We start from the raw sequence: 16,363 nt of genomic DNA, 5'->3' as shown, positions 1-16,363 counted from the left end.
CGCGTTCAGCGCGACGTGGCCGTCCCGCCCGCCATCGCCTTTTCGATCTCCGGAATGAGCGTCGTCGCGATCGCCGAAGGCGTCAGCGGTCCGACGAATTTATAGGCGATGGTTCCGTCGCCCTTGATTACGAACGTCTCGGGCACTCCATAAACGCCGAAGTCGATCGCCGTGCGGCCGGCAGGGTCGACGCCGACGCGCGCGAAAGGATTGCCGCCCTCCTCAAGAAAACCTAGGGCCTTCGCCGTCTCGTCCTTGTAGGAGAGCCCGTAGAGCTCGACGCCTTTGGCCTTGAGCGCTTGATCGCCAGCCATCGCCATGAGCGCCGAATGCTCCTGTCGGCAGGGTCCGCACCAGCTGGCGAAGACGTTGACGAGGCTCACGTGACCCTTGCGCAAGTCTTCGGTCGACAGACCCGGAACGCCGGCCAATCCTTCAAGCGCGGGCAGATCGAAAGCCGGCGCCGGCCTACCGATCAGCGCCGAGGGGATGCGCGACGCGTCGCCGGAGAACAGCCGCACCAGGAAGACGAGCGCCAGCAACGCGAAGAGCGCCAGCGGCAGAAAGCGCAGCGCCGAGCGCGGCGCGACGGCGTCGCTCACGCGCCCTCTCCTTCATCGCGCGCGCCAGCCGCGCCAAAGCGCGCCAGCGCCGCGCGCAGGCGGCGATAGTCGAGGACGATGCGCAAGGTCACGACGCCGAGCGTCGCGGCCGTCACGCCATAGGCGGCGGCGATGTAGAACCCGTGGCCGCTCATTCCGCCGCCTCCATGCTTTCGTCTCCGGCGACTTCACCGGCGCGGACGGCCTGCATCGACAAGCGCGCGAGGCGTCGCCGCAGGATTTCGTTGCGGATCGCCATGATATGCAGCGTCGAGAACAGCAGCGTCGCGGCGAGCGCCATGACGATGAGCGGCCACAGCATCGATCCGGAGATCGCCGGTCCGTCAATGCGAAACACCGAGGCCGGCTGGTGCAGCGTGTTCCACCAGTCGACCGAATATTTGATGATCGGAATGTCGATGGCCCCGACGAGCGTCATGATCGCCGCGATGCGCGCGCCGCGCGGCGTGTCGTCCATCGTCTGCCTGACGGCGATGAGACCGAGATAGAGGAGAAAGAGAACGAGCATCGAGGTGAGGCGCGCGTCCCACACCCAGAACGTTCCCCACATCGGCTTGCCCCACAGCGAGCCCGTGACGAGGCAGATGAAGGTGAAGGCGGCGCCGAGGCTGGCGGCGGTTTTCTGCGCCGCGTCGGCGAGGGGATGACGCCACACCAGAACGCCGAGCGACGCCGAGGTCATCACGATATAGGCGAAGATCGCGAGCCAGGCGGACGGAACATGGATGTACATGATCCGGACGGTTTCGCCCTGCTGATAATCGGGCGGCGCCGTGAAGGCGCCGTAGAGCCCGATCGCCAGCAGAAGCGCCGTGGCGCTTGAGAGCCACGGCAACGCGCGTTCTGCGAAACGCAGAAAGCGCGTTGGATTAGCGTAAGTGGACAGAAAGCTCATGACCGCCGGAAACTCCCGCCGACCGTCTAAGCTGCACGGCCATCAGCGTCAATTGGCGGCCTTGGACGGCGGCTTGGTCGTGTCCTTGGCGACTTCCTTGGACTGCTCGGCGAGGATCTGCGCCCTCGGCTTGCCGTGCAGAAGTTCGACGGCCGCGTTGAGCTGCTTGTCCTTCGCCTCATCCGGCGGGACATAGGCCTGCGAGCCGGTCTTTTCCTCGTCGCCCGTCTTGAGATGGCCCTTCAGCGAGGCTTCGCCCTTGGTGTCGTCCTTGCCTTTGAGCTCGTCCGGCACGTCCTGCAGGATGATCATGTCGGGATCGATGCCCTTGGCCTGGATCGTGCGGCCGGACGGCGTGTAATAGCGCGCCGTCGTCAGCCGCAGCGCGCCGCTCGAGCCGCCGAGCGGGATGATGGTCTGCACGGAGCCCTTGCCGAAGGACCGCGTGCCGATCAGCGTCGCGCGCTTGTGATCCTGCAAAGCGCCGGCGACGATTTCGGACGCCGAGGCCGAGCCGCCGTTGATCAGCACGACGACGGGCTTGCCCTTCGACAGATCGCCGGAGCCGCGGGCGTTGTAGCGCTGGGTTTCGTCGGCGTTGCGGCCGCGCGTCGACACGATCTCGCCCTTGTCGATAAAGGAGTTGACCACCTGGATCGACTGGTCCAGCAAGCCGCCCGGATTGTTGCGCAGATCGAGGATGTAGCCTTTGAACTTGTCCGCGGGGATGTCCTGCTGCGCCTTCGCCATGGCAGTGCGCAAGCCTTCCGCGGTCTCTTCATTGAACTGCGAAATGCGGACATAGGCGATGTCGTCGCCCTGCTTGCGCGAGCGCACGGATTTGATGTGGATCTCGGCGCGGACGAGCTTGACCTCGACCTTGTCCTTGTTCTTGCCGCGGAAGAGCGTCAGCTTGACAGGCGTGTTGATCGCGCCGCGCATTTTGTCGACGGCCTGATTGAGCGTCATGCCCTGCACGGTCTCGTCGTCGATGGCGCCGATGAGATCGCCGGACATGATCCCGGCGCGCGACGCCGGGGTGTCGTCGATCGGCGTGACGACCTTCACGAGCCCGTCTTCCTGCGTGACCTCGATGCCGAGGCCCCCGAACTTGCCCTCGGTCTGCGTCCGCATGTCCTTGAAGGCCTTGGCGTCAAGGTAGCTCGAATGCGGATCGAGCGAGGTCAGCATGCCGTTGATGGCGTTTTCGACGAGCTTTTGCTCATCGGGCTTCTCGACATAGTCGGCGCGCACCTTATCGAACACGTCGCCAAACAGGCTGAGGTTCTTGTAGGTGTCGGCGGAAGCGGCTTGAGCCGGAGCGCCGATGACGGCGCGCGCCTGCTGGCCAAGCGTGGCGCATCCCGCTCCAATTGCTATTCCTGTGGCGATAAGGACTGTTTTGCGAATCATCCGCCGACCTTCCGACTGTCTGACTTTGCCCACCATGGGCCCGAGTCGATTGACGCTCCGTCCTTGCGGAACTCAACATAAAGAATGGGTTGTTTCGCGCCGATTGCGATGGTCGCCGCGGTTTGCGCGGCTCCGTCTCCCATGCTGGCTATCGGCTCACCTGCGAGAACGAACTGTCCCACGTTCACATTGGTGCGACTCATGCCGGCCAGGACCACATAATAACCGCCGCCGGCGTTAATGATCAAGAGTTGTCCATAACTTCGGTAAGGCCCTGAAAAAGCGATCCATCCGTCACAAGGGGCGATAACCACCCCACTCTCGCGCGCCGCGATCGACAGGCCCTTCTCCTTGCCGCCAAAACCGTCTGGCGCGCCGAAACGCCGCACCACCGATCCCGCGGCCGGGGCCGGCAGCCGGCCTTTAAGATCCATGAAAGCGACGGCGGGCGCAAGCCGCGCCGGATCCTTGAACGGCGCAGACAACGCTTTGAGCCGCTCCCGCTCGGAAAGCATCGCTTGAGCTTTGGCCCGCTCGTCGTCGGCCTTGCGCGCCGCCTCCGCCGCGCGCCGCGCCGCCGCGCTGTCCGCCTCCATGCGCGAGATCAGGTCCTTGAGGCTTGTGGCGCGCTGCGCCAGCGTGCGCGCGCGCTCCGTCTCCGCCTGCAAGGCGCTTTGCGCGGTGGAAAGCGCCTCCTGACGTTCGCCGATCATCGGGGCAAGCCTTTCGCGCTGAACGTTGAGGCTCGCCTGCTGCTCCGCGAGGCGTTCGCGCTCGCGCCGAACGCCATCGCGCACCTGCTCGAGTTCCGAAAGATCGCGCTGCAGCTGGCGCGCTTCGGCGCGCATTTGCGGCAACAGGGCGCCGAGCGCGAGCGACGCCCGGACGGCCTCGAGAATCTCGTTGGGACGCGCGATCAGCGCCGGCGGCGGCTTACGGCCCATCCGTTGCAGGACGGTAAGAATCTCCATGATCAATCCGCGGCGGCTGTCGAGCGAAGCGACGATCTTGCGCTCATTCTCGGTGAGCGCCGAAAGCCGCTCTTCGATCTCGGCCGCGCGCTCTTCCGTTTCCTGCAGCCGCAGCGTCGCTTCGATGAGCGCGCCATTCAGCCTTTCGCGCGCGGCGGCGTGATCGACAAGCTGCTCTTCGAGTCGACGCGCGCGCTCCCGGGCGGCGCCCATCGTGTCTTCGACGCCGCGCAATTCCTGCTGCTTCGACGAAATGTCTTTGGCGTCCGGACCCTGTTGTTCGGCATGCGCGGAAAATGCGACAGAAATCGCCAGGAGCGCCGCAGAGATGAGCCCGCGCTCGGTGGCTTCGTTACCCGCCATGCTCGAAACGCTCATGTCCGTCCGCGGCATCAATTTCGCCCGGAGACCGATATGCGCCGGCAATCGCGTCCACATTGCGGCGAAGCCCGGCGAGGATCGCGCGGGCGCGGCGCGAATCAAGGAGCGCGTCGATCGATTCTGGCCGTCTGCGGCGCCAGTTCAAGCGTTCGCGATCGGTGCCGGGCAAGTTGATCGCCTGCGTTTCCCCCGCGAGATCGTCGAGTTGCGCCATGGCGAGCAAGGACGGCGTGCGCGCGATGAAGGCATGGAGCGCCCAAGCCAAGGCGTCGTCGAAGGCGCTTGTTGCGTGATGCGCGCCGTCGATCAGCCCCTGCGCGCGAAGCGCTTCGAGGAGCGCGTCTTTTTCCGCGCGCCGCGCGGCGCGGGCGGCTTCGGCCACGTCGGGCGCGATCAGCGCCAAGGCTTCCTTCTCGGCGATGTCCGCCGCCGCCCACCAGCCTTCGAGCGTCGGCAAATCATGCGTCGAGACGCAGGCCATGGCCTTCTTCGGATAGTGCGCCGGCGACGCGAAGCCCTCTCCCGAACGTTCGAACCATAGAACCCGGTAGCTCAGCACGTCGGCGCGTTCGATACGCTCACGGAATCCCCATGGCGCCGTGCCGAGATCCTCGCCGATGACGACGCACTGCGCGCGTCGGCTTTCGAGCGCAAGCTGACCCATCAAGGTCTCGAACGGGTAATTGACGTAAGCGCCGGCGGCTGGCTTTTCGCCATCCGGAATGACGAAAAGCCGCGCGAGCCCCATGACGTGGTCGATGCGCAGCGCGCCCGGGTGGCGCATGTTGGCGCGCAGCAGCGCCGCGAAATCGGCGCCGCCGCTTTTCTCCATGTCGATCGGATTTGGCGGCGGCAAGCCCCAATTCTGGCCCTCCCGACTGAAGGCGTCGGGCGGCGCGCCGATCGAGAAGCCGTCCACGAAACTTCCCGCGCGGCTCCAGCACTCGGCGCCGTCAGGCGCCGCGCCGATGGCGAGGTCGCGGCAGAATCCGAGCGACAGACCGGCGGCGCGCGCATCCTGCGCGGATCGCCCAAATTGCGCATCGGCGAGCCATTGCAGAAATTGGTGGAATTGGACGCGCGTCGCATGTTCGCGCGCGAAGGCGCTCAACGCCGCAGGGCGCGCCTCGCGCAGCTCTTGCGGCCACATCCGCCAGCTTTGGCCGTTGCGCGCCTCGCTGATCGCCTCGAAGACGCAGAAGCGCGCGAGCGCCGCCCCGCCCTCGGCGACAAAGCGCGAGAATGAGGCGACCGGTGCGGCGTCAGGCTGGCGGCGCGACAGATCAAGGAAGATTGCGAAGGCCCGTTCGAGCGCCGCCATCTTCAGCGCATGCACGCCGGGATAGTCGACATCCGCGCCGACGCGTAGAGCGGCCACGGCGCTCTCGTCGAGATCAATCGGCGCGCCGAGCATGCGCTGCAATTCAGCGACATCGATATAGAGCGGATCGAGGAAACGCCGGTCGGACGGATAGTACGGACTGACGCGCGTGCGGTCTTGCGCAAACAGGGCGTGCAGCGGATTGACGGCGATGAGCGCGGCGCCGGCCTTGGCGGCGACGCGCGCGAGTTCGCCAAGCGTCGAGAAGTCGCCGATCCCCTGATCGCCGTCGCGGCGCACCGAATAAAGCTGCGCGGAGAGGCCGAATTCGCGTCGCGCGTCGTCTGGCAAAAAACAACCCCGCGGCGCGACGGTAAGCGCACAGCTCTCGCCGCTGTTGATCGACAAATGATGACGACCGGCGGGCATCGGCGGCAGCCGCGCCGCGACGCCGTCGCAACGCCGACCATCCAGTCCGCGCCATGTGATCGGCGTGGCCTTCTCCCCACGCAGGGCGATGCGCGAACAGCTTCCGTCTTCCTGCGTGACGACGATCCAGCCTGGCGTGCGGCCGTCGCGCGCGGCGAGCCGCAACGTGAAAGCCTCATCCTCCTTCACCGACAAACTTGCGGGGAGGGTCTGTCTGTCGCGGAAATCCGAAAGCCGCGCAAGACTCTCGCGCGCATCGCTGAGCGTTCCAGCCGGAAAGCCGAGCTGCGCCAGCAGCGCGCAAACCGTCTCGTGCGGGACGTCGTGCTGCGCGCCTTCGACGTCGCGCCATTGTCGTTCAACGCCCGTCGCCACGGCGAGACGCGAGATAATCTCTTCCGAAGCAGACGCAATAGACCGACGGGATGCACGCTTTTCCTCAACGAGGAGCGTAACCGAGCGCGGCGCGACAGAGATGCATCCTTCGACGTCTTCATCCGCGCCGTCCTTCGTCGAACTGAACGCCAATCTCCAGCCGTGATCATCGCGAGCGGGCGGCGGCCGCACGACAATTTCGTCAGGCCCGCGATGCAGAATGACGAGGACGCGATCGCCTTCGCCATAAAGCACGACCACAAGCGTTTGCGCCTCGCCGTCGCGCCAGTCGTCTTCGCGCAGCGGCGCGCCGTCAGGACGCAGCCATTCGACGTCGGGGATAAGCGAAGCGTCACGCGGCGCGCCGTCGAGAAAGCGATCCTCACGCAAGGCCAAGTGTCGCTTGCGCAGCGCGATGAGCTTCGCCGTCGTGTCGATCAGTTCTTCATCGGCGCGCGCCCAATTGATCCATGAAAGCGCGTTGTCCTGCGCATAGGCGTTATTATTGCCGGACTGCGTCTTCCCAAGTTCCGCGCCCATGGCCAGCATCGGCGTTCCGCGCGAGAACAGCAACGTCGCGAGCAGATTGTGCGCGTCCCGCTTGCGCGCTGCAATGATCGCCGTGTCCTCGCTCTCGCCTTCGACGCCATTGTTCCAGGAAAGAGTGTGGTCGGCGCCGTCACGGTTCTCTTCGCCATTCGCTTCATTGTGCTTATGCGCGTAGGAAACGAGATCGCGCAAAGTGAAGCCGTCATGCGCCGCAATGAAATTGACGCTGCGTGATGGGCGCCTGCGCGCAAACACGTCCTGCGAGCCGGCAACGCGCGTCGCAAGCTCGGCGACGCCGTGAGAGTCGCCGCGCCAGAAGCCGCGCGCGCTGTCGCGATAGCGATCGTTCCATTCGGCGAAAGGCTCGGGAAAATCGCCCAGCCGATAGCCGCCCGGGCCCAAATCCCAGGGTTCGGCGATGAGCTTTAAGTCCCGCAGCACGGGGTCTTGCAGGATCGCGGAAAGAAATGGCGCGTCGCGATCGAAGCCCGAGGGGCGACGCGCGAGCGTCGTCGCGAGATCGAAGCGAAAGCCGTCGACGCCGCCATGGAGCGCCCAGGCGCGCAGCGCATCCATGATGAGCCGCACGACAGGCGCGCGCGTACAGTCGAGAATATTGCCGCAGCCGGAGTCGTTCACATAACGCGCGCGGTCGTCGGCGAGTCGGTAATAGCTGGCGTTGTCGAGTCCTCGGAACGAGACCGTCGGTCCGAATTCGTCGCTTTCGCCGGTATGGTTGAACACGACATCAAGAATGACTTCGAGCCCGGCGTCGTGAAGCCTGCCGACAGCTTCCCGCACTTCACGCCAGCCCCCCGGCGCGAGGCGCGGGTCGGGCGCCATCATGGCGATGGGATTGTACCCCCAGGAGTTGGAGAGCCCGAGCGGCGGCAAATGACGCTCGTCGATCCACGCCGCGCAGGGCAGAAGCTCCAACGTCGTGACGCCGAGCCGTTTTAGATGCGCGATCGCCGCATCATGTGCGAGGCCGGCGAAGGTCCCGCGCAGATGTTGCGGAATGTCGGGATGGGTGGCGGTGAAACCCTTGACGTGAAGCTCATAGATGAGCGTATCGCGCCAGGGATGCTTTGGCCGCGGCGACTCCGCAGGGACGGGCTTCGTGACAATTGCTTTCGGCAGATGCGCGGCGCTGTCGACGTGCGCGGCGTCGCCATAAGCGAATAGCGAAGGGTGCAGCGTGAAAGCGCGATCGAGCGCGAGCGCGTTAGGGTCGACGAGAAGTTTCGCCGGATTGAAGCGATGGCCGGCGTCCGCCGCATCATGTCCGTAGGCGCGAAAGCCGTAGCGCTGGCCTTCTTTGAGGCCTTCGATATAGCCATGAAAAACGTCGCCGCTGCGCGTGGGCAATTTTATCCGGGCGATCTCTTCGTCGGCGTCATCGAAGAGACAAAGCTCGATCGCTTCGGCGTGAGCCGAAAACACCGCGACATTGGCGCCGCGCTCATCCGGCGTGACGCCGAGCGGCTCCGGCGCGCCATCGGTGAGGCGGCCGATCATGCCCCCTCCCCAACCCTCCCCCGCTGCGCTTCGCTTGCGGGAGAGGGAGGCAGACGCAGCGCAGGTCGCACACCGTGCGCGACGCCGATCGTTGGGGTCCCCTCTCGCGCGAAAGCGGGGGAGGGACAGGGAGGGGGCTTTGTTGCCGAAACAGTCACCCTGCTCTCGCGGCGACCGCGTCCTCAAAAAGCTTCGCGTAGCGGCGCGCCGGATTGCGCCAGGAAACGTCGGTTCTCATGCCATTGACCTGAATCTTGCGCCACGTCTCGGCGTCCTCAAACAAACGTTCCGCTTCGCGCAGCGTGAGGGCGAGCGCCTCGGCGGTCGTCGGCGAAAATTGCAGGCCGGTCGCGACGTCGGCCTGCAGCGCCATTTCATTGGCGTCGACGATGGTGTCTTTCAGACCGCCGACGCGCGAAACGATCGGCACGGCGCCATAACGCAGCGCATACAGCTGCGTCAGTCCGCATGGCTCGAAGCGCGACGGCACGAGGAACGCGTCAACGCCCGCCTGGACCATATGCGCAAGCTCTTCGCTATAGCCGATATGAACGCCGACGCGGCCGGGATGCGCGGCTTCTGCAGCGACAAATCCTTCCTCCAGCGCTTTATCGCCAGCGCCGAGCAACGCAAGTTGCGCGCGGCCGCGCATCAGCTGCGGCAAAACGTCGAGCAGTAAATCGAGCCCCTTTTGCCAGGACAGCCGGCTGACGACGCCGATGAGAAAGGCGTCGGGATCGACGCGCAGTCGCAGACGTTTCTGCAAAGCCGCCTTGTTCCTGGCGCGCGACGGCAGGCTCCAATGATCATAGCGCGTTCCAAGATGCGCGTCGGTCGCCGGATCCCACGTCTCTTCATCGACGCCGTTCAAAATGCCGCTCACGCGATCCGCGCGGGCCCGCAACAGGCCCTCGAGGCCCATGCCGAATTCCGGCGTCTCGATCTCGCGCGCATAGCTTGGCGAGACGGTGGTGATCCGGTCGGCGAGCTGCAGGCCGGCCTTCAAGAAACCGATCGCGCCGTAATATTCGACGCCGTCGATATCGAACGCGCGCGGCGGCAGTCGCAACGGCTGCAGCAGTTCTTTGGGGAATTGTCCCTGGAAGGCGATGTTGTGGATGCTGACGATCGTCGCCGGGCGCGGCCGCGCCGCATAATGCATATAGGCCGGCGCGAGCGCCGCCTGCCAGTCATGGGCATGCACGACGTCGGGCGTAAATCCGTCGAGCGCGCCGAGCCCGATCTGCGCGCCTGCCCAGGCGAGCGCCGCGAAGCGGAAGGCGTTGTCGTGATAATCCGCGCCGTCCGGTCCCGTATAGAGTCCCCCTTCGCGCGCATAAAGATGCGGCGCGATGAGCGCATAAATCGTGACGCCCTGATGGCGGGAGGCATGAATCCAAGCGGGTCCGCCGAAAAGGTCGTCAAACTCAAAAACCGTCTCTCCGACGCGCAACGCAGCGATTACGTCGGGATAGCCCGGAATGAGCGTGCGCAGTTCGATGTTTTCGGCGGCGAGCGCATACGGCAGCGCGCCGACCACATCGGCGAGTCCGCCGGTCTTGGCGAAAGGCGCCATCTCCGAAGCGATGGCGAGCGCGCGCAGCGCACTCATGCGCCGAGCCTGTCGATCATCGGCTGGGTGATGAGACAGATCCCGCCCTCGGTGCGGCGGAAACGCGCGGCGTCGAACGCCGGGTCCTCCCCGACGACGAGGCCCTGCGGGATCTGCACGCCGCGGTCGACGACGACATTGGTGAGCCGCGCCGAGCGGCCGACGTCGACATAGGGCAGGACGACGGCGTTCTCGACGGTTGCGTAGGAATTCACGCGCACGCCGGTAAAGAGCAGCGTTCGGCGCAGCGTCGAACCGGAAACGATGCAGCCGCCCGAAACGAGCGAGGACAGCGCCTGTCCGCGCCGTCCGACCTGATCATGCACGAATTTCGCCGGCGGGGTGATTTCGGCATATGTCCAGATCGGCCAGTTGCGATCGTAAAGATCGAGCTGCGGCGTGAAGTCGGTGAGATCGATATTGGCCGCCCAATAGGCGTCCACCGTGCCGACGTCGCGCCAATAGGCGTTGGGCTCGCTCGCCGCGCGCACGCAGGAGCGCTCGAAATGATGCGCGACGGCTTTGCCATGCGAGACGATGTAGGGGATCAAATCCTTGCCGAAGTCATGCGTCGAGAGCGTCTCAGCGGCGTCGCGGCGCAATTGCTCGTAAAGAAACTTCGCCTCGAACACATAGATGCCCATGCTGACGAGCGCGCGGTCCGGATGTCCCGGCATTGCCGGCGGATCGCGCGGCTTTTCGATGAAGGAGATGATGCGGTCGTTTTCGTCGACATGCATGACGCCGAAACTGGACGCCTCTGCGCGCGGCACCTCGAAACAGCCGATCGTCACATCGGCGCCGGAGTCCACATGCTGCTGCAGCATGGGCTCGTAATCCATCTTGTAGACGTGATCGCCCGCGAGCAGCACGATATATTTGGGATCATAGCTCTCGACGATGTCGAGGTTCTGATAGACGGCGTCGGCCGTGCCGAGATACCAGTGGTCTTCGGACACGCGCTGGCTCGCCGGCAGAATGTCGAAGCTCTCGTTTCGCTCGGTGCGAAAGAAGCTCCAGCCGCGCTGCAAATGGCGGATGAGGCTGTGCGCCTTGTATTGCGTAGCGACGCAAATGCGCCTGATGCCGGAGTTGAGCGCATTGGAGAGCGCGAAGTCGATGATGCGCGACTTGCCGCCGAAATAAACCGCGGGCTTGGCGCGCCTGTCGGTCAGTTCCATCAGCCGCGCGCCGCGGCCGCCGGCGAGGACATAGGCCATGGCGTGGCGCGCCAGGGGCGGATTTTCAAAGGCCGACATCGCCAGTTCCCATCAGATCGATGACGTGGTGATCGCGCGAATGGGGCGCCTTCGCGCTCATGCTGGGGAGCCTGCGCAGCAGGCGTCTCGAAGCCCTTTCGGGCCTCCTCAGGATGAGGAAATCTTTGCCCCGATCTCTTGAAGCGGACATCTTCATCGCCCTGCTCGATTCGATCTTCATTCTAATTCATCGCTTTCGAATGCGAAGAAGAGAGTCGAAAGCGGCGGCAAAAGAATCTCGGCGCTCGCGGGAAAGTCGCGGAATCCTTCGGCGCGCGCATGAATGGCGCCGAGATTGCCAAGTCCAGAGCCGCCATAGACCGCAGCGTCGGAATTGACGAGTTCACGCCAGCGTCCGGCGCGCGGCAGGCCGAGCCGATAGGCGCTGCGCGTCACCGGCGTGAAATTCGATATGACGGCGATCGCGCGGGAACGATCCGCGCCAAAACGCGCGAAGGCGAATACCGAACTCTCCGCGTCGTCCGCGACGATCCACTGGAAGCCTTCGGCCTCGCAGTCGCGCGCATAGAGCGCCTCGTGATCGCGATAGACGCGGTTCAGATCTCGGATAAACGCCTGAAGTCCCCGATGCGGGGGAAAATCCAGTAACCACCAGTCGAGGCTGCTCGCGAAATTCCACTCGCCCGTCTGGCCGAATTCCTGACCCATGAACAGGAGCTTCTTGCCGGGATGGCCCCACATGAATCCATAATAGGCGCGCGCTGTTGCGAAACGGCGCCATTCATCGCCGGGAATTTTACCGATCACCGAACCCTTGCCGTGCACGACCTCGTCATGAGAGATGGGCAGCACGAAATTCTCGGTGAAGGCGTAGAGCAGACCGAAGGTCAGCTCGCTATGGCGCCATTTGCGATGGACGGGTTCGGACGAAAGATAGCGCAGCGTATCGTTCATCCACCCCATGTTCCATTTGAAGCCGAAGCCGAGTCCGCCCGCATATGTCGGCCGCGTGACGCCGCCCCAGGCGGTCGATTCCTCGGCGATGGTCACGACGCCGGGATAGAGCGCATAGACGCGTTCATTGAACCTTTGAAGAAAGGCGACCGCGTCGCGATTGTCGTTGGAGCCGTCGGGATTGGGCGACCATTCGCCCGGCTTTCGCGAATAGTCGAGATAGAGCATGGAGGCGACGGCGTCGACGCGCAGCCCGTCGATGTGGAAGCGGTCGAGCCAATAGAGCGCGCTGGCGATGAGAAAATTCGCCACTTCGCGGCGCCCGTAATCATAGATCGCGGTGTTCCAGTCGGGATGAAAACCGCGCTTGGGATCAGAATGCTCATAGAGCGGCCCGCCGTCGAATTGCGCGAGGCCATGTTCGTCGGTCGGAAAATGCGCCGGAACCCAGTCGAGAATGACGCTGAGGCCGGCCTGATGCGCGCGATCGACGAAACGGCGAAAGCCATAGGAATCGCCGTGCCGCCGCGTCGGCGCAAAGAGCCCGATCGGCTGATAGCCCCAGGAGGCGTCGAGCGGATGCTCATTGATCGGCATCAGCTCGATATGGGTGAAGCCGAGATCGGCGACATAGGGCACGAGCTGATCGGCGAGTTCGTCGTAGGTCAGAAAGCGCCCATCCTCGCCGCGCCGCCACGACGGCAGATGCACTTCATAGACCGACATGGGCGAACGTCGCGGGTCAACTTCAGCGCGCGCGCGCATGTGAACCTCATCGCCCCAGTGATAGGGCGCGTTCGAGGCGACGACGGACGCGGTCGAGGGGCGCAGCTCCGCCTCGAAGCCGAGCGGGTCGGCCTTGAGCGGCAAGAGCTCGCCATGGCGCCCGATGATTTCATATTTGTAATTCGCGCCGGCGCCGACGCCAGGAATGAAGATCTCCCAGACGCCGCTGTCGATCCGCTTGCGCATCTGCGCGCGTCGCCCATCCCATTGGTTGAAGTCGCCGACGACGGAGACGCGCCTCGCGTTCGGCGCCCAGACGGCGAAATGGGTTCCTTCGACGCCCTCATGGGTCAGCATATGCGCGCCGAGCTTGTCATAGAGCTTCTGATGCGCGCCTTCGACGAGCAGATGGTCGTCTGTGGGACCAAGCACCGGCGAAAAGGAGTAAGGGTCGGCGAATTCCCATCGCGCCGCGTCGTTCGAGGCGACAAGGCGATAAAGCGCGCGACGCTTCAGCGGCGTCAACCCTTCGAAGAAGCCATCGGCGTGAACGCGACCCAGCGGCGCGACCACGCCGCCGTCGGGCGCAATCGCCTCCACGCTCGTCGCGCCTGGAACGCACGCGCGGATCACATAGCCCGCTGGCGTTTCATGCAGGCCGAGCACGGCGAAAGGATCGCCATGACGCGCGCCGAGGATGGCGTTGATGTCGTCTGCGGAAGCGCGCCAGTCGGCTTTTGTCACTCTAACGTCCTTGAAGCCGCATCGTCATTGCGAGGAGCGAAGCGACGAAGCAATCCAGATATGATCGAACGACGTTGGATTGCTTCGCTTCGCTCGCAATGACGCAGTCTTACTACACAGCGACATTCCAGATCTCTTGCGCATATTCGCGGATCGTGCGGTCGGAGGAAAACCATGCAACCCGCGCCGTGTTGAGAATGCTCGACCGCCGCCATGCTTTCTGGTCCCGCCAGCGCGCGTCGACGCGGCGCTGCGCCTCCCAATAGGCGTCGAAGTCCTTGGCGACCAGAAAGTGATCGTAGTAGGTCAGCGTATCGACAAGCTGCGCGTAGCGATGCGGATCGTCGGGCGAAAAGACGCCGGCGGCGATGGCCCGCAACGCCTCGGCGAGACGCGGACTGGCGGCGATCGTCTCGCGCGCGTCGATGCCCTTCGCGCGGCTCTCCTCCACCTCCTGCGCCGTGAGGCCGAAGATGAAGATGTTGTCGTCGCCGACTCGCTCCCTGATTTCGACATTGGCGCCGTCCAGCGTGCCGATGGTGAGCGCGCCGTTGAGCGCGAATTTCATATTGCCGGTGCCTGACGCCTCCATGCCGGCGGTCGAAATCTGCTCGGAAAGATCGGCCGCCGGGATGATCGTCTCGGCGAGGCTCACATTGTAATTCGGCAGGAACACGATCTTCAAAAGGCCGCGCGTCGCCGGATCGGCGTTCACGACTTTCGCCACATCGTTCGCGAGCTTGATGATGAGCTTCGCCTGATGATAGCTCGCCGCCGCCTTGCCGGCGAAGATCTTCACCCGCGGCGAAAATTCGCGCCCGGGCTGCGCGAGGATGTCCTGATAGAGCGCGACGGCTTCAAGCACGTTCAAAAGCTGGCGCTTATATTCATGGATGCGCTTAATCTGCGCGTCAAAGAGCGCCGCGGGATCGATCCTGACGTCGACGCGCTCGAAGACTGTCGCTGCGAGACGCGCCTTGTTCTCGCGCTTGGCCGCCGCAAATTTGTTTTGGAACTCTGCGTCGTCGGCAAATTTCTCGAGCTCGATCAGCCGCTCCGGATCATCGAAAACGCCAGCGCCGATCGTGTCCCTGAGCAATCGCGACAGCGGCGGATTGGCCTCGAGCAGCCAGCGGCGGAAGGTGACGCCGTTCGTCTTATTGACGATGCGGTCTGGATAGAGCCGATTGAAATCCTTGAACACCGTCTCCTTGACCAGCGCGCTATGCAGCGCCGAGACGCCATTCACCTTGTGCGAACCCAGAAACGCCAAATGGCCCATACGGACATGCCGTCCGTTACGTTCGTCGATGAGCGACACCGAGGAGAGCGTCGCCGCGTCGCTCGCGCCTTTGGCGCGCAGGCAGTCGAGGTGCATGGCGTTGATGAGATAGATGATCTGCATGTGGCGCGGCAGCAGTCGCTCCATCAGCTGCACCGGCCAGGTTTCGAGCGCTTCCGGCAAGAGCGTGTGATTGGTGTAGGAGAAGGTCGCCTGGGTGATGCGCCAGGCCTCCTGCCATTCAACGCCGTGGACGTCGACGAGAAGCCGCATCAGCTCGGCGACGCCGATCGCCGGATGCGTGTCATTGAGCTGGATCGCCACCTTGTCGGCGAGCCTGTGGATGTCGCCGGTCTGCCTGATGTGACGGCGGATCAGATCCTGCAGCGAGGCCGAGGCGAAGAAATATTCCTGCCGCAGCCGCAGCTCCTGTCCCGCCGGCGTCGAATCGCTTGGATAAAGAACTTTGGAAATCGCTTCGGCGCGCGCCTGCTCCGATTGCGCCCCGACATGATCGCCCTGATTGAAAGCGTCGAGGCGCAGCGCGTCAGGCGCTCGCGCCGACCACAGGCGCAGCGTGTTGACATGTTTGCCGCGCCACCCGACGACAGGCGTGTCATAGGCGACGGCGACGATGGTTTCGCCCGGCCGCCACACATGCGCCAGCATGCCGTCGGCGAGGCGCGAACTTTCGACATGGCCGAAAAAGCCGACGTCATAGGTGATTTCCGGCCGCGGGAACTGCCAGGAATTGCCAAAGGAGAGCCAGTTTTCGGGATATTCGTGCTGCCAGCCGTCCTTGAGCGTCTGGCGAAACAGGCCGTGGTCGTAACGAATGCCATATCCCATGGCGGCGATTTCGAGAGTCGCCATGCTGTCCATGAAACAGGCGGCGAGGCGCCCGAGCCCGCCATTGCCGAGCGCCGCATCGGGCTCGAGCGCGCGCAGCATATCGAGGTCGACGCCAAGTTCGGCGAGCGCGTCGCGCATCGCCTCGGTCAGACCGAGATTGGTCAGCGTGTCGATGAGCAGACGGCCAATGAGAAATTCGAGCGAGAGATAATAAACGCGGCGCCGGTCTTCCCGATAATTGCGCTTCGTCGACGCGAGCCAAGACGGTACGAGCCGGTCGCGGGTCGCCAGCGCGGTCGCGACGAACCAGTCACGCGGACTGGCGTCGGCGTTGTCCTTGCCGACCGTATAGGTGAGACGCCGCTGCACGTCGTCGCGCAGCGCGGCGACGACGGCCTTATGGGCGGCCTCGGGCGGGTCAAAAGCGTTCAAGGCGATCCTTTCGCGACGGACGGCGTTCCCGGCAGGTCTTAGAGGCCGCTGTTGTAAGTAGAATTG

Annotated in this window: 10 protein-coding genes; all 10 read right to left on the bottom strand. The window is 64.4% G+C overall.

The genetic code is table 11. The annotated features are described in order from the left end of the window. Positions 1-5: 5 nt before the first annotated feature. The gene (locus IYY11_RS08460) at positions 6-602 is read right to left on the bottom strand and encodes a DsbE family thiol:disulfide interchange protein (protein WP_196403458.1); all 597 of its coding nucleotides are present in this window, start codon (positions 600-602) and stop codon (positions 6-8) included. Further along, positions 599-757, bottom strand: a complete 159-nt coding sequence (ccmD, locus tag IYY11_RS08455) for a heme exporter protein CcmD (RefSeq protein WP_029649106.1) — start codon at positions 755-757, stop codon at positions 599-601. The genes IYY11_RS08460 and ccmD overlap by 4 nt, the downstream gene beginning before the upstream one ends. Beyond that, entirely contained in the window at positions 754-1,518 is a 765-nt protein-coding gene (locus tag IYY11_RS08450) for a heme ABC transporter permease (RefSeq protein WP_124739624.1), read from the bottom strand. Before IYY11_RS08450 ends, ccmD begins: the two co-directional genes overlap by 4 nt. Positions 1,519-1,566: 48 nt before the next feature. Next, positions 1,567-2,931: a S41 family peptidase gene (locus tag IYY11_RS08445; RefSeq protein WP_196403457.1), complete on the bottom strand. Its 1,365-nt coding sequence runs from the start codon at positions 2,929-2,931 to the stop codon at positions 1,567-1,569. Next, positions 2,928-4,280 (bottom strand): murein hydrolase activator EnvC, encoded by a 1,353-nt coding sequence (locus IYY11_RS08440; protein ID WP_246719774.1) that lies wholly within the window; start codon positions 4,278-4,280, stop codon positions 2,928-2,930. The genes IYY11_RS08445 and IYY11_RS08440 overlap by 4 nt, the downstream gene beginning before the upstream one ends. Next, on the bottom strand, positions 4,255-8,475 hold the full coding sequence (glgX, locus tag IYY11_RS08435) for a glycogen debranching protein GlgX (protein WP_196403455.1): 4,221 nt from the start codon (positions 8,473-8,475) through the stop codon (positions 4,255-4,257). Before glgX ends, IYY11_RS08440 begins: the two co-directional genes overlap by 26 nt. A gap of 154 nt (positions 8,476-8,629) precedes the next feature. Next, the gene (gene glgA, locus IYY11_RS08430; RefSeq protein WP_196403454.1) at positions 8,630-10,087 is read right to left on the bottom strand and encodes a glycogen synthase GlgA; all 1,458 of its coding nucleotides are present in this window, start codon (positions 10,085-10,087) and stop codon (positions 8,630-8,632) included. Beyond that, positions 10,084-11,346, bottom strand: a complete 1,263-nt coding sequence (glgC, locus tag IYY11_RS08425; protein ID WP_196403453.1) for a glucose-1-phosphate adenylyltransferase — start codon at positions 11,344-11,346, stop codon at positions 10,084-10,086. The genes glgA and glgC overlap by 4 nt, the downstream gene beginning before the upstream one ends. A 177-nt stretch (positions 11,347-11,523) precedes the next feature. After that, positions 11,524-13,731, bottom strand: a complete 2,208-nt coding sequence (glgB, locus tag IYY11_RS08420; RefSeq protein ID WP_196403452.1) for a 1,4-alpha-glucan branching protein GlgB — start codon at positions 13,729-13,731, stop codon at positions 11,524-11,526. Positions 13,732-13,843: 112 nt separating this feature from the next. Further along, positions 13,844-16,297, bottom strand: a complete 2,454-nt coding sequence (locus tag IYY11_RS08415; protein ID WP_246719773.1) for a glycogen/starch/alpha-glucan phosphorylase — start codon at positions 16,295-16,297, stop codon at positions 13,844-13,846. Between the last annotated feature and the right edge of the window lie 66 nt (positions 16,298-16,363).

The sequence above is a fragment of the Methylocystis sp. H62 genome, assembly GCF_015709515.1.
GTDB lineage: Bacteria > Pseudomonadota > Alphaproteobacteria > Rhizobiales > Beijerinckiaceae > Methylocystis.
Note: the sequence above shows the minus strand (reverse complement) of the source record. Positions and strands in the feature narration are given on the sequence as shown.

Excerpts from the sequence above, each read along its gene's own strand:
- IYY11_RS08450 (WP_124739624.1), bottom strand. The coding sequence starts at position 1,518 with ATGAGCTTTCTGTCCACTTACGCTAATCCAACGCGCTTTCTGCGTTTC.
- glgC (WP_196403453.1), bottom strand. The coding sequence starts at position 11,346 with ATGTCGGCCTTTGAAAATCCGCCCCTGGCGCGCCACGCCATGGCCTAT.
- glgX (WP_196403455.1), bottom strand. The coding sequence starts at position 8,475 with ATGATCGGCCGCCTCACCGATGGCGCGCCGGAGCCGCTCGGCGTCACG.
- ccmD (WP_029649106.1), bottom strand. The coding sequence starts at position 757 with ATGAGCGGCCACGGGTTCTACATCGCCGCCGCCTATGGCGTGACGGCC.
- glgA (WP_196403454.1), bottom strand. The coding sequence starts at position 10,087 with ATGAGTGCGCTGCGCGCGCTCGCCATCGCTTCGGAGATGGCGCCTTTC.
- IYY11_RS08440 (WP_246719774.1), bottom strand. The coding sequence starts at position 4,280 with ATGAGCGTTTCGAGCATGGCGGGTAACGAAGCCACCGAGCGCGGGCTC.
- IYY11_RS08445 (WP_196403457.1), bottom strand. The coding sequence starts at position 2,931 with ATGATTCGCAAAACAGTCCTTATCGCCACAGGAATAGCAATTGGAGCG.